This window comes from Nonomuraea sp. NPDC049421 (assembly GCF_040677005.1).
Taxonomy (GTDB): Bacteria; Actinomycetota; Actinomycetes; order Streptosporangiales; family Streptosporangiaceae; genus Nonomuraea; species Nonomuraea salmonea.
Map to the genome: position 1 here is coordinate 1 of NZ_JBFAQA010000047.1, position 13702 is coordinate 13702.

Genomic DNA, 13702 nt, shown 5'->3' on the forward strand with positions numbered 1-13702 from the left:
CACGCCGTAGACCGACACCGCGCCCATGGCCAGCATGAACAGCACCGCCACCGGCAGGTCGACCAGCTGCAGCGGCGTCTGCACGCCGAACAGGTTGACCACCGGCCCGAACGGCACGATGGAGAAGGCCAGGAACGCCGGCACGACCATGATGACCGGCGCCAGCAGGTAGAGCACCTTGTCCACGGTCCGCGGGAAGATGTCCTCCTTCAGGCCCATCTTCAGACCGTCGGCCACGGACTGCAGCAGACCGAACTTGCCGGCCCGGTTGGGGCCGTAGCGGTGCTGCATCCGCGAGATCAGCTTGCGCTCGAACCAGACGCCGAACAGGATGCCCAGCATCAGGAAAGCGAACAGCATCACGGCCTTGATGATCGTGATCCACAGAGGGTCCTTGCCGAAGTCGGCGAGGGTGGGATCGGCCGCGAGAACGTGGATCATGAGGCGCTCCCGATGGTGACGATGTCGCCGGCCACCGCGCGCAGGTCACGCGTGACCGAGCAGCCGCCGGAGTTCGCCGGCACCCAGACCACGCGGTCGGGCAGGTCGGCGATGCGCACCGGCAGGGTCACGGAGCCGTTGGCGGAGTCGCCGACGACGAGCTTGTCGCCGTCGGCGATACCGAGCTCGGCGGCCGTGGGGCCCGAGACCAGTGCTTCGGCGGTGCGGGCGGTGCCCGCGAGGTACGGCTCGCCGTCCTGCAGCCTGCCCTCGTCGAGCAGCAGGTGCCAGGTGGCCAGCAGGGCCTGGCCCTGCTCCGGCACCTCCTGCGGACGGGTCAGGGCGTTGGGCGGGCTGACCCGGCTGCCGCGCCAGGAGCCGAGCCCGGACAGCTCGCGCCGGACGGCCTTGGCGTCGGGCAGGCCCAGGTGCACGTCCATCCGGTCGGCGAGGTTGCCGATGACGGCCATGTCGGACTGCAGGCCCGGCACCTTGAGCGGCGCGTCGAACGAGCGGCCCCTGCCCTCCCAGTTGACGAACGTGCCGCCCTTCTCCTGGACGGCGGCGACGGGCAGGACCACGTCCGCGCGGTCGGTGACGGCGCTGGCGCGGATCTCCAGGCTGACGATGAACGGCGTGCGCTCAAGAGCGTCGAGCGCGGCCGCCGGGTCGGCCAGGTCGTAAGGGTCGACGCCGGCGACGACCAGCGCGTCGAGCTCGCCGTCGCGGGCGGCGGCGAGGATGCCGGAGGTGTCGCGGCCGGGCGTGGCGGGCAGCGAGGCCACGTTCCAGGCCCGGGCGACCTCGGCCCTGGCGGTCTCGTCGTCCACCGGGCGGCCGATCGGCAGCAGGTTGGGCAGCGCACCGGCCTCGACCGCGCCGCGCTCGCCCGCCCTGCGCGGGATCCAGGCGATGCGGGCGTCGGAGGCGGCGGCGAGCCGGACCAGCGCGGACAGCGCGCCCGGCACGGTGGCCAGGCGCTCACCGGCCAGCACGATCGTGCCCTCGGCCAGGGTGCCGACCAGGTCGCCGATCGCGTCGGCCTCGGCGCCCGGCGCGGTGCGGATGAGCGTGCCGCCCATCTTCGCCAGGCCGGGAGAGGCGAACGGCGCGATCGAGGAGACCTTGAGCCCCTTCTTCATCCACGCCTTGCGCAGGCGCAGGAAGACGATCGGCGACTCCTCCTCGGGCTCGAACCCGACGAGCAGCACGTGGGGCGCGTTCTCGAGGTCGGCGTAGCTGATCTCGATGCCCCTGCCGGCCACCGCGTGGGCGAGGAACTGCGCCTCCTCGGCCGAGTGCGGCCTGGCGCGGAAGTCCACGTCGTTGGAGGCGAGCGCGACCCGGGCGAACTTCGCGTACGCGTAGGCGTCCTCGACCGTGACCCGGCCGCCGACCAGCACGCCGGCCTTGCCGCGGGCGGCGGCCAGGCCCCGGGCGGCGACTTCGAGCGCCTCAGGCCACGAGGTGGGCACCAGCACGCCCTCCTCGTTGCGGACCAGCGGCTGCTTGAGCCGGTCGGGCTGCTGCGCGTAGGTGAACGCCCAGCGGCCCTTGTCGCAGTTCCACTCCTCGTTGACCTGCGGGTCGTTGCCCGCCAGGCGGCGGGTCACCCGGCCGCGCCGGTGGTCGGTGCGCAGGCTGCAGCCGGAGGCGCAGTGCTCGCACGCGCTCGGCGTGGACACCAGGTCGAACGGGCGGGCCCTGAACCGGTAGGCGGCGCCGGTGAGCGCGCCGACCGGGCAGATCTGCACGGTGTTGCCCGAGAAGTAGGAGTTGAACGGCTGGCCGTCGGCCACCCGCACCTGCTCCTTGGCCCCGCGCTCGAAGAACTCGATGAGCGGGTCACCGGCGATCTGGTCGGAGAAGCGGATGCAGCGCGCGCACTGCACGCAGCGCTCGCGGTCGAGCAGCACCTGCGTGGACAGCGCCAGCGGCTTGGGGAAGGTCCGCTTCTGCTCCTGGAAGCGCGACTCGCCCTGCCCGTTGGACATGGCCTGGTTCTGCAGGGGGCACTCGCCGCCCTTGTCGCAGACCGGGCAGTCGAGCGGGTGGTTCATCAGCAGCAGCTCCATCGCCGCGCGCTGCGCCTTCTCGGCGACCGGCGAGGTGAGCTGGGTCTGCACCACCATGCCTTCGGCGACCTCGATCGCGCACGACGGCTGCGGCTTGGGGAAGCCGCGGCCGTTGCCCGCGTCGGGGATGTCGACCAGGCACTGACGGCAGTTGGCCGCCGGGTCGAGCAGCGGATGGTCGCAGAACCTGGGGATCTGGATGCCCAGCAGCTCGGCGGCCCTGATGATCAACGTGCCCTTGGGAACACTGACCTGGAACCCGTCGATCGTCAGGGTCACCAGGTTCGTCTGGGTCTCTACGACTGTCACTGCTCACCCCAGAGAGTGGACTTCTTCGGGTCGAACGGGCAGCCGCCGATCTCGAAGTGCTTGAGGTACTCATCGCGGAAGTACTTCACCGAGGAGTGGATCGGGCTGGTCGCGCCATCGCCGAGCGCGCAGAACGAGCGGCCCAGGATGTTGTCGGCGATGTCGGTGATCGTGGCCAGGTCGTCCTCGGTGCCCTGGCCCGCCTCCAGGCGCTTGAGCACCTGCTTGAGCCAGTACGTGCCCTCGCGGCACGGCGTGCACTTACCGCACGACTCGTGGGCGTAGAACTCGGTCCAGCGCAGCACCGTACGGACCACGCAGGTGGTGTCGTCGAAGATCTGCAGGGCCCGGGTGCCGAGCATGGAGCCCTTGGCGCCGACCCCCTCGAAGTCGAGCGGCACGTCGAGGTGCTCGTCGGTGAAGATCGGCGTGGACGAGCCGCCCGGGGTCCAGAACTTGATCTGGTGCCCCTCGCGGACGCCGCCCGCCATGTCGAGCAGCTCGCGCAGCGTGATGCCGAGCGGCGCCTCGTACTGGCCCGGCCTGGTGACGTGGCCGCTCAGCGAGAAGATGCCGAAGCCCTTGGACTTCTCGGTGCCCATGCCGGCGAACCAGTCGGCGCCGTTCGCGATGATCGAGGGAACACTCGCGATCGACTCGACGTTGTTCACCACAGTCGGCGAGGCGTAGAGGCCCGCCACGGCGGGGAACGGGGGCTTGAGCCGGGGTTGACCTCTGTAGCCTTCGAGCGAGTCCAGCAGCGCCGTCTCCTCGCCGCAGATGTAGGCGCCCGCGCCGCTGTGCACGACCAGCTCCAGGTCATAGCCGGAGCCGAAGATGTCGGTGCCGAGGAAGCCCTTCTCGTACGCCTCCCGCACGGCCGCGTGCAGCCGCCTGATCACGTGCAGCACCTCACCGCGCACGTAGATGAAGGCGTGGTTGGCGCGGATCGCGTAGGAGGTGATGATGATGCCCTCGACCAGCGCGTGCGGGTTGGCCATCATCAGCGGGATGTCCTTGCAGGTGCCCGGCTCCGACTCGTCGGCGTTGACGACGAGATAGTGCGGCTTGCCGTCGCCCTGCGGGATGAAGCCCCACTTCATGCCGGTCGGGAAGCCGGCGCCGCCACGACCGCGCAGACCGGAGTCCTTGACGGCCTGGATGACGGCGTCGGGGTCCATGCCGAGCGCCTTCTTCGCCGCCTCGTACGCACCGTAGACGTCGAGGGTGAAGGAGTTGGGCTGGTCCCAATTGGCGGTCAGGACCGGTGTCAAAGTCGTCGTCATGCTTCGGGGGCCTTCCATCCCTTGGCCTTGGCCACCTTGAGGCCCTCGAGCGAGGGTCCCGCGGCCGACGGGCCGTCGCCCGCGAGGTCGTCGGGCAGCCCGGCGAGCACCCGCGAGGCCTCCTTGAAGGTGCACAGCCGCTTGGGGCCGCGCGTGGGCCGCACGTCCTTGCCGTCGCGCAGGTCGTCGACGAGCTGCTTGGCCGACTCGGGCGTCTGGTTGTCGAAGAACTCCCAGTTGACCATCATGACCGGCGCGAAGTCGCAGGCCGCGTTGCACTCGAGGCGCTCCAGCGAGATCTTCCCGTCGGGAGTCGCCTCGTCGTGACCGACGCCGACGTGCTCCGACAGCTGCTCCCAGATCTCGTCGCCGCCCATCACCGCGCACAGCGCGTTGATGCACACGCCGACGTGATAGTCGCCGGCCGGCTTGCGCTTGTACATCGTGTAGAAGGTCGCGACGCCGGTGACCTCGGCCTTGCTGATGCCGAGCATCTCGGCACAGAACTCCTGCCCGTCGTCGGAGACGTAGCCGTCTTCGGACTGCACGAGGTGGAGCAGCGGCAGCAGGGCGGAGCGGGTCTTGGGGTAGCGCCCGATGATCTCCTTGGCGTCCCGCTCCAGACGCTCACGGACTTCCGGTGAATAAGTCACCGGTCCACACCTCCCATGACGGGGTCGATAGAAGCGACCGCGGCGATCACGTCCGCGACCTGGCCGCCCTCCGCCATGGCGGGGAAGCTCTGCAGGTTGCAGAAGGACGGCTCGCGGAAGTGCACACGGTAGGGCCTGGTGCCGCCGTCGCTGACCACGTGCGCGCCGAGCTCGCCCTTGGGCGACTCGATGCTGGCGTACGCCTGCCCGGCCGGCACCCTGAAGCCCTCGGTCACCAGCTTGAAGTGGTGGATGAGGGCCTCCATCGAGGTGCCCATGATGTGGGCGATGTGGTCGGGCGAGTTGCCGAACCCGTCGGGGCCGAGCGCCAGCTGCGCGGGCCAGCCGATCTTCTTGTCCTCGATCATCACCGGGTCGCCCTTGAGCGGCCCCGCGATGCGATCCAGAGCCTGCTCGACGATCTTGAGCGACTCCTCCATCTCCTTCATGCGGACGAGGTAGCGCGAGTAGACGTCGCAGCCGCGCTCGGTGGCGACGTCGAACTCGTAGGTCTCGTAGCCGCAGTAGGGCTGCGACTTGCGCAGGTCCCACGGCAGGCCCGCGGCCCGCAGGATCGGGCCGGTGACGCCGAGCGCCATGCAGCCGGTCAGGTCGAGGTAGGCGACGTCCTGGGTGCGGCGCACGTAGACCGGGTTCTCGTCGAGGAGCTTGCGGATGTCCTTGATCCGCTTGGGCATCTCCTTGAGGAACTCGCCGACCTTGTCGACCGCGCCGGCCGGCAGGTCGACGCTCACGCCGCCCGGCCTGATGTAGGCGTGGTTCATGCGCAGGCCGGTGATGTACTCGAACAGGTCCATGATCATTTCACGATCGCGGTACCCGAAGAGGAACGGCGTCGTCGCGCCCAGCTCCATGCCGAACGTGCCCATCGCCACCAGGTGCGAGGCGATGCGGTTGAGCTCCATCATCATCACGCGGATCGCCTGCGCCCTGTCAGGGATGCGGTCCTCGATGCCGAGCAGCTTCTCCACCCCGAGGCAGTAGGCGGTCTCGTTGAAGATCGGCGAGAGATAGTCCATGCGGGTCACGAACGTGGTCCCCTGGGTCCACGTCCGATATTCCATGTTCTTCTCGATGCCGGTGTGCAGGTAGCCGATGACGCCACGGGCCTCGGTCACCGTCTCGCCGTCGAGCGTCAGCACCAGCCGGAGCACGCCGTGCGTGGACGGGTGCTGCGGGCCCATGTTGACGACCAGGCGCTCTTCTTCCGACTCGCGTACGCCGGAGACGACCTGGTCCCAGTCGGCCCCGTTGACCGAATAGACCTTGCCCTCGGTCGCCTCGTCATAAGCGGTGCTCATGAGTAGCTCCTCCTCTGGTCGGGCGACGGGATGGTGGCGCCGCGGTATTCGACCGGGATGCCGCCGAGCGGGTAGTCCTTGCGCTGGGGGTGACCGTCCCAGTCGTCGGGCATCATGATCCTGGTGAGCCCGGGGTGACCGTCGAAGACGATCCCGAAGAAGTCGTACGTCTCGCGCTCATGCCAGTCGTGACCAGGGTAAACGCTGACCGTCGATGGGATGTGCGGGTCGCTGTCGGGGCAGCTGGCCTCCACCCGCACCCGCCGGTTGTGGGTGATCGAGCACAGGTGGATGACCGAGTGCAGCTCCTCGCCCTCAAGGTGCGGGTAGTGCACGCCCGAGACGCCGAGCGAGAGCTCGAAGCGCAGGGCGGGGTCGTCGCGCAGCTTCTGGCAGACCTCGACCAGCCGCTCCCGCTTGACGTGCAGGGTCAGCTCGCCGCGGTCGACGACCACGCGCTCGATGGCGTCGTCGAGTGCCAGCGTGTCGACGACCTCGTCGAAGTAGCTCCCGTACGGGCGCGGCGTCGAGATCTGCGGCGGCCGGCGGACGACGAGGCCGCCGTAGCCGGAGGTGTCACCCGAGTCCTGGGCGCCGAACATGCCCCGGCGGGCGATCGGCGTCTCCTGCGCCTCCGGCGTCTCGGGGACCTGTGCGTCCGGGACCTCGGGGAGGTTGTCGGGCGAGGTCACTTCGAGGCTCCCTGGTCGATCAGCGGCAGCGTGCGCAGCGCCTGCAGCTCGAGCTCCTCGATCTGCTTGGCGCGGTGAGCGCCGAACTTCATGTTCTGGATCTTGTCGTGCAGCTTGACGATGGCGTCGATGAGCATCTCGGGCCGCGGCGGGCAGCCGGGCAGGTAGATGTCGACCGGCACGACGTGGTCGACGCCCTGCACGATGGCGTAGTTGTTGAACATGCCGCCGCTGGAGGCGCACACGCCCATGGAGATGACCCACTTCGGCTCGGCCATCTGGTCGTAGATCTGGCGCAGCACGGGCGCCATCTTCTGCGACACGCGGCCGGCCACGATCATGAGGTCGGCCTGGCGGGGAGACGCCGAAGCGCGCTCCATACCGAAGCGCGCCAGGTCGTAGTGGGGGCCACCGGTGGCCATCAGCTCGATGGCGCAACAGGCGAGACCGAACGTGGCCGGCCATACGGAGTTCTTACGCGCCCATCCGGCGGCCGCTTCGACCGTGCTGAGGATGAACCCGCTGGGGAGTTTCTCTTCAAGTCCCATTTTCAGTCCCAGTCCAGACCCTTGCGGCGCCACACGTACGCGTAGGCGACGAGCACGGTGACGATGAACAGCAGCATCTCGACGAGCGCGAACAGGCCGAGTCCCGAGGTGGCCACGCGGCCGAGGTCGTCCGTCTGCGGAGCGAACGAGACGGCCCACGGGTATAGGAAGATGATCTCGATGTCGAAGACGATGAAGAGCATCGCCGTGACCATGTACTTGAGCGGGAACCGCCCGCCGCCGACCGGCTGGGGCGTCGGCTCGATGCCGCATTCGTAGGCGTCGAGCTTGGCGCGGTTCCAGCGCTTGGGACCGGTGAAGGGAGCGATGGCGACCGAGAAGATCGCGAAGCCCCCCGCGATTACGGCGAGCACCAGGATGGGCACGTAAAGGTCCATCGCTACGCCTCCTCTGGAGTCGCCGCGCGCGCGGGCGCGCAGCGGGATCTGGTGATTCTGAGATTCATGCTGGTGGCGCGACCTTCGAGAGTGCGTTGATGATCATGTCCGACGCATCGCCTCGCCGGTCGGTGAGATTACCAAGGAGTTTGAGCGCGAAGCGCATCAGCCTCGGGTGAGGCAGCCCGTGCCTGGTGCCGAAGCTCATCACACCGGGCTTGCCGATGGCTTCGACGAACCATCTGCCGAGCGTGAAGTAACCTCCGTAGGCGTCCTTCAGCACCCGAGGATAGGTCCGCAGGGTCCGCTCCCGCTGGGCGGGGGTGGTCTCCCTGAGGGCCTTCGCGATGATCTCGGCGGCGATCTCGCCGGTCTCCATGGCGTAGGCGATGCCCTCGCCGTTGAACGGGTTGATCGACCCGCCCGAGTCTCCCACGAGCATCAGGCCGCGGGTGTAGTGGGGCTGGCGGTTGAACGCCATCGGGAGCGCGGCGCCGCGGATCGGGCCCGTCATGTTCTCCTCGGTGAAGCCCCACTCCTGCGGCATCGACCGGCACCAGCGGCGCAGCAGGTCGCGGTAGTCGATGTTCTTGAACTGGGCGCTGGTGTTGAGCAGCCCGAGCCCGACGTTGGAGGTGCCGTCGCCGACGCCGAACACCCAGCCGTAGCCGGGCAGCAGCGTGTCGCCGTCCCAGAGCTCCAGCCAGGTCTCGAGGTAGTCGTCGTCGTGGCGCGGGCTCTCGAAGTAGGTGCGCACGGCCACGCCCATCGGGCGGTCCTCGCGCTTGTGCAGGCCCATGCCGAGGGCCAGGCGGGTGCTGTTGCCGTCGGCGGCGACGACCACCGGGCTGCGGAACTCGCGGCCGTCCTTGGTGGTGACGCCGACGATGTGGCCGCTGCGGTCGTCGAGGACCGGGCCTGTGACGGTGACGCCCTCCATCAGGCGTACGCCGTTCTTGACCGCGTTGGCGGCGACGATCTGGTCGAAGTCCTGCCGGGTGCGGACGAGCCCGAAGTCGGGGAAGCGCTCAAGCTGCGGCCAGTCGAGCTCGAAGCGCAGGCCGCCGCCGACGACGCGCAGGCCCTTGTTCCTGATCCAGCCGGGCGCGTCGATGTCGACGCCCATGTTCTGGAGCTGCTTGACGGCGCGCGGGGTCAGGCCGTCGCCGCAGACCTTCTCGCGGGGGAACCTGGTCTTCTCCAGGAGCAGCACGTCGAGACCGGTCTGCGCGAGGTACCAGGCGGTGGCGGAGCCGGCGGGGCCGGCGCCGACGACGATGACATCGGCATCGCTCATGATCGCGCCCGCTTCACCGCTCGATGATTGCGCGCACTCGCGGCGAGCTCCTGCGCTCGGTGGGTGGCTGTTGGCACGGTCACTGGACTGTCCTGTCCCTACACACGCTCGAAGGCCTCGGGGTGGCGCGCCTTCGTTCCTTTGTGAACCCCTTCACAAGCTTACCGGCCCGCAGTCTACTGCTTTTCGTGTACATAGTGGCAGTCGGGGGGCTGTTCTGTGATCGAAGGGGACGGCGTGTCGCCTGGGGCAGCGCAGTCATGATCGTCACGCTAGCAGTCAAGCCCCCGGCGGCCCCGGGGCGGCCCGTGAGCGATGCCGTCCTGAGACTCTCGCCCAGCGCCCGCCACTCCTGGAGGGCCGAAATCTCATTCCTTAATCGCGCCGGAAATGCCGCTGGGCCGCACCGGGAACATCCACGGGTGCGGCCCAGGCGAGCAAAACGGCCGGGACGGAAATGAGGTTTTCGCCGGACGCGAGCCGACGGCGAAAATGATTGCCGCGACGGGCGAGTCAGGCGGGCTTGAATCCCCGGTGCATCGCCACGATGCCCATGGAGAGGTTGCGCCAGGCCACCCGCTCCCAGCCGGCGTCCTGGATCATGCCGGCCAGCGTGCGCTGGTCGGGCCAGTCGCGGATCGACTCGGCGAGGTATTCGTAGGAGTCGTCGTTGGAGCCGAAGACCTTGGCCACCTTGGGCAGCAGCCGCATCAGATATTCGCGGTAGACCAGGTCGAAGCCGCTCACCGTGACGTGGGAGAACTCGAGGATCACCAGCCGGCCGCCCGGCCTGGTCACCCGCAGCATCTCGCGCAGCGCCCGCCCGGTGTCGTGCACGTTGCGCAGCGCCACCGAGATCGTCACCGCGTCGAAGGCGTCGTCGGCGAACGGCAGCCGCAGCGCGTCACCCGCGATGAAGGGCACCCCAGGACCCGACAGCGCGTTGCCGCCGTGCCGCCGCACGCCGGTGCTCAGCATGCCGAGCGAGAAGTCGGAGGCGATCGCCCGCGCGCCCAGCGTGGTGAACGCGTCGGTCGACGTGCCCGTGCCGGCGCCGAGGTCGAGCACCAGCTCACCGGGGCCGGCGTCGACCGCGGCGGCCACCGCCTTGCGCCAGGCCCTGACCTGCCCCAAGGAGATCACGTCATTCACCAGGTCGTAACGCCGGGCGGTGCGATCGAACATCGCGGCGACCTCGTCCGGCCTCTTGTCCAACTGAGCGCGCGTCATGCCCACACCCTATGGCCATCAGGATATTCAACGGAAAGTAGCAACTCGATTACCGTAAGTCTGCTAGATATTGGCGAATGTTTGCCCGTGTCGCCCTTGCGGCGATCATCACCTCGTCCCCCGTCGCGCAGACGCGCGTCGTGTCGGCCGACCCGATCGACACCACTCCCCATGTGCTCGACGGCATCGTCAACGCGATCACGGTCGTGGGGCGCACCGTCGTGGTCGGCGGCTCGTTCAGCGAAGTGAGCGACGCCGGCCGCAGCACGGTGCTCCCGCGCGACAACCTGTTCGCGTACGACCTGCGCACCGGCCGCATTCTGCGGGACTTCGCGCCCAGCGTGGCGGGCCCCGTGTACGGCCTCGCGCCCGGCGACGGCGGCACCGTCTACGTCGGCGGCGAGTTCCACGGCGTCGACCACCAGCGCGCCCGCGGCCTGGCGAAGCTGCGGGTCGCCGACGGCGCCCTGGTGCCCGGCTTCGAGCCGCGCATCGGCGGCGGCATGGTGAGCACGCTGGCCAGGCAGGGCTCCCAGCTCTACGTGGGCGGTGACTTCGTCAGCCCGCGCACCGCCCTGGCCAGGCTCGACGCCGCCACGGGCGCGGCCGACCCGGGCTTCGCGATCAAGCCGGACAACCCGCTGACGGCGCGGGTGAAGGTGCAGGCGCTGGCCGTCACCCGCGACAGGTTGCTGGTGGACGGCACGTTCACCACGCTCGACGGCCATGCGCGGCCTCAGGTCGGGCTGGTCGACATCAGCCGCCCCGCCGCGCGGGTCGCCGCCTGGCGCACCGACACGTACGCGCGCCGCTGCGCCACCGCCTTTCCCTCGTATGTACGGGGTCTCGACTTCTCCCCCGACGGCCGCTATTTCGTGATCGTCACCACAGGCGGGCCAAAGGGCGGGATATGTGACACAGCAGCGCGCTTCGAGACGTACGCGAAGGGCTCGGCCGTCAAGCCCACCTGGGTCAACGCCACGGGCGGCGATTCGCTGTACTCGGTCGCGGTGACCGGCGCCGCCGTCTATGTGGGCGGGCACCAGCGCTGGCTGGACAATCCGCGGGGCCGCGACTCGGCCGGCCCTGGAGCGGTGTCACGGCCGGGGATCGGGGCCATTCATCCGCGTACCGGAAAGGCCCTGAGTTGGAATCCCACGCGGGAGCGCGGCATCGGTGTGAAGGCGTTTTACGCCCACAGCGCCGGACTACTTGTCGGTAGCGACACAACGAGACTCGGACGGGAGTACCATGCCCGGATTGGCATGTTCCCCCTGCCCTAGTCGTCCTGCGGCTTCGGGCGGTCGATCCTTGCGCTGAGGCGTTCGCTCATGGCATCGCGCTGCTTCGACAGCAGCACGTAGCTCGCTATGCCGCTGATCACGAATGAGGCGATGATCAGCGCGAGCGGGTTTGTCAGGCCGAGCAGCCAGAGCACAAGCGAGGTCACGGCAAACAGGCCGATCCGCGACGCGGTGTAAACGAGAACGGGATGCACGGCTTCGAGGTTACTCGGACCTGTGCGGCGCTCGCTCTTCGCACGGGACGCGAGCACTGCTACTGTTCCCAGTTAGGGAGTTTCGTAAAGAAACACCCACGAGAGCCCCAAAGAGGCTCTATCATATAACAATCGGGCAGTCAGCTGATAACAACCCGTGATCTTTGTAGAAAACCACGGATAAATCAGGCTTCGCTCGACACACTGGTTACCTGTCCGCCCGCTGGCAGGAAGCGGGATGCGAGGGGGAGAGATTGGTGGAGAGTAGCAGCGAGCGTCTGCTGACCCCAGGAGAGGTTGCCGCCCTCTTCCGGGTAGACCCAAAGACGGTTACACGCTGGGCAGCGGCAGGCCGCATCAGCAGTATCCGCACCCCCGGAGGGCACCGGCGCTTCCGCGAGTCGGAAGTCCACGCCCTTCTTCGAGGCGAGGACGTTCTCACGGCCGACAGGCCAGCAGGTGAGTCCCCGCGCGTCTGACGTTCCGTCAAGTCGGTGATCCTGCATGATGGACCGCTACACAAGTGGTCCATGCCAGGATCACCGCTGGCGGAACCCACTGTTCGCGTGCTTTCCTGCCGACACTTCCGTTCGGGGAAGCACTGGGGCGGCGCCAACCGCCGACCGTGGCTGGCGCCTTTCCGTACCCCCGCGGGCGCCCCTTCGCCGCGGTGTGCTCAGGCGTCCTCCTGCCGCGCCTTGAAGGCCAGGAACTCGCGCTCCAGGTCGTCGTTCTCCTCCTCCCAGCGCCGGCGGCGCAGCTCCGCCTCCTCCTCGGTCAGCGACTCCGGCAGCCACTGCTCGTAGTCGGGATCACCGGGCTGGACCTCCACGTACGCGTTGCCGATCAGACGCCCGTCAGGACTGGTCAGGCTCTGCGGTACGCGCAACGTCCCGTCCGCGAGCCGGATGACGTACATCGCCGATCACCTAGATTCCGTAGCGCCGGTTGAAGAACAGCATGATGTCGAGCGCCATCCGCGTGTCGCCACCGAGCATGTCCACGAGGGCGGGACGCTGGCGGGAGGCGATGGCGGCGAAGGCGTCGGCGAAGAACTCCTTACGGCCGAGCCCGCCTCCCTGCCGGTGGAAGGTCGAGGTCAGCAGCGGCGACGCGGCCTCGTAGAGCCGGACGAACTCCGCCGAGTCGGAGACCCATTCGCCGTACGCGGAGTCCACGTCGTCGATCGCGTGGCCCACCTCGTGCATCATCACGTCGGGAGTGGGCGAGGGCCGGTCACCGACGACGATCTTCTTGTCGCCGTACGCGCCCGCGCAGATGTCCCAGGTCGCGCGCCCCGACGGCAGCGGGGCGCCGCGTAAGTAGCCCATGTCGTCGAGGTCGGGGACGCCGCCCGGCCCGACGTAGATGCCCTCCAGGCCCTCGGCGAGCAGCTCCTTGAGCCGGTCGGGCAGTCTGGCCAGGCTCTCGACCGCGCGGATCACCTCGGCCGGCGGCGGGCCGTACCTGGAGTCCCACTGGCGGTGCAGGATCTTCTCCAGCGCGCCGCAGTGCCGCAGGCCGTCGCCCAGTGAGGGCTGGTCGGGGCGGTTGGGGCGGGCTCTGAGCGGCTGGTCGGGCAGCTCGAAGTCGTACCAGGTGTAGCGGGGGCGATCGACGACGACGGCCGCGGGCAGTTGCTCGCCGTGTTCGCGTACCGCGAAGGCGTCCCAGGCGGCCGTGCTGTGCGGGGCGTCGGCGCCCGGCCAGGACGGCCGCTCGGTTCTCGGCCCGCCGTCACGGGCCTCGCGGCCGCGCTCGGCGCCCTTCAGCTCCTTGCGCCGCGCGCGCCTGTCCTGGGCCCGCTCGCGGGCGTTACGCCAGATCGACCGGTCGGCGTCGGGAGGCGCCTCGCTGCGCCGGGAGAACAGATAGGACCCGCGCCGCCACCATCGTCCACGCCGATGCCGGCCTCGGTCGCCGGGACTCTTGTCGTGAGAAAAGGCCATCGCA

15 protein-coding genes are annotated in these 13702 nt (G+C 69.0%); 2 read left to right on the top strand and 13 right to left on the bottom strand.

The window, feature by feature from the left end:
- The 10 genes from AB0K18_RS46990 to AB0K18_RS47035 form a co-directional block, all read right to left on the bottom strand.
- A partial coding sequence (locus tag AB0K18_RS46990; protein WP_364928666.1) for an NADH-quinone oxidoreductase subunit H occupies positions 1-441 on the bottom strand: 441 nt, incomplete at its 3' end.
- Entirely contained in the window at positions 438-2825 is a 2388-nt protein-coding gene (locus tag AB0K18_RS46995) for an NADH-quinone oxidoreductase subunit G (RefSeq protein ID WP_364928669.1), read from the bottom strand. The genes AB0K18_RS46990 and AB0K18_RS46995, both read right to left, overlap by 4 nt.
- Complete coding sequence (nuoF, locus tag AB0K18_RS47000) at positions 2822-4111, bottom strand: NADH-quinone oxidoreductase subunit NuoF (protein ID WP_364928672.1); 1290 nt, start codon at positions 4109-4111, stop codon at positions 2822-2824. Before nuoF ends, AB0K18_RS46995 begins: the two co-directional genes overlap by 4 nt.
- On the bottom strand, positions 4108-4764 hold the full coding sequence (nuoE, locus tag AB0K18_RS47005; protein ID WP_345394355.1) for an NADH-quinone oxidoreductase subunit NuoE: 657 nt from the start codon (positions 4762-4764) through the stop codon (positions 4108-4110). Before nuoE ends, nuoF begins: the two co-directional genes overlap by 4 nt.
- Positions 4761-6086: an NADH-quinone oxidoreductase subunit D gene (locus AB0K18_RS47010; RefSeq protein WP_345394352.1), complete on the bottom strand. Its 1326-nt coding sequence runs from the start codon at positions 6084-6086 to the stop codon at positions 4761-4763. The genes nuoE and AB0K18_RS47010 overlap by 4 nt, the downstream gene beginning before the upstream one ends.
- Positions 6083-6688, bottom strand: coding sequence for an NADH-quinone oxidoreductase subunit C (locus tag AB0K18_RS47015; protein WP_364928827.1), 606 nt, complete (start codon positions 6686-6688; stop codon positions 6083-6085). The genes AB0K18_RS47010 and AB0K18_RS47015 overlap by 4 nt, the downstream gene beginning before the upstream one ends.
- An 86-nt stretch (positions 6689-6774) precedes the next feature.
- A complete protein-coding gene (locus AB0K18_RS47020; protein WP_080043645.1) occupies positions 6775-7326 on the bottom strand; it encodes an NADH-quinone oxidoreductase subunit B in 552 nt (183 codons plus the stop codon).
- A 2-nt stretch (positions 7327-7328) separates the two neighbouring features.
- The gene (locus AB0K18_RS47025; RefSeq protein ID WP_355415532.1) at positions 7329-7724 is read right to left on the bottom strand and encodes an NADH-quinone oxidoreductase subunit A; all 396 of its coding nucleotides are present in this window, start codon (positions 7722-7724) and stop codon (positions 7329-7331) included.
- Positions 7725-7788: 64 nt separating this feature from the next.
- Positions 7789-9021, bottom strand: coding sequence for a geranylgeranyl reductase family protein (locus AB0K18_RS47030; RefSeq protein WP_364928676.1), 1233 nt, complete (start codon positions 9019-9021; stop codon positions 7789-7791).
- A 513-nt stretch (positions 9022-9534) separates the two neighbouring features.
- Positions 9535-10251, bottom strand: coding sequence for a demethylmenaquinone methyltransferase (locus AB0K18_RS47035; protein ID WP_364928679.1), 717 nt, complete (start codon positions 10249-10251; stop codon positions 9535-9537).
- A 77-nt stretch (positions 10252-10328) separates the two neighbouring features.
- Between AB0K18_RS47035 and AB0K18_RS47040 the strand changes: the two genes are divergently transcribed.
- Positions 10329-11534, top strand: a complete 1206-nt coding sequence (locus AB0K18_RS47040; protein WP_364928682.1) for a hypothetical protein — start codon at positions 10329-10331, stop codon at positions 11532-11534.
- Here the strand turns inward: AB0K18_RS47040 and AB0K18_RS47045 are convergent.
- Positions 11531-11749, bottom strand: coding sequence for a DUF4229 domain-containing protein (locus AB0K18_RS47045; protein WP_364928685.1), 219 nt, complete (start codon positions 11747-11749; stop codon positions 11531-11533). The genes AB0K18_RS47040 and AB0K18_RS47045 overlap by 4 nt on opposite strands.
- Before the next feature lie 257 nt (positions 11750-12006).
- On the opposite strand from AB0K18_RS47045, the gene AB0K18_RS47050 reads away from it, so the two are divergent.
- Positions 12007-12228 carry a BldC family transcriptional regulator gene (locus tag AB0K18_RS47050; protein WP_026214226.1) on the top strand — a complete coding sequence of 74 codons (222 nt, stop codon included), beginning with the start codon at positions 12007-12009 and terminating at the stop codon, positions 12226-12228.
- A 197-nt stretch (positions 12229-12425) separates the two neighbouring features.
- On the opposite strand, the gene AB0K18_RS47055 is transcribed toward AB0K18_RS47050, so the two are convergent.
- A complete protein-coding gene (locus tag AB0K18_RS47055) occupies positions 12426-12668 on the bottom strand; it encodes a hypothetical protein (protein ID WP_345394340.1) in 243 nt (80 codons plus the stop codon).
- Between the two features lie 10 nt (positions 12669-12678).
- Positions 12679-13698: a hypothetical protein gene (locus tag AB0K18_RS47060; protein WP_364928688.1), complete on the bottom strand. Its 1020-nt coding sequence runs from the start codon at positions 13696-13698 to the stop codon at positions 12679-12681.
- Positions 13699-13702: the final 4 nt, after the last annotated feature.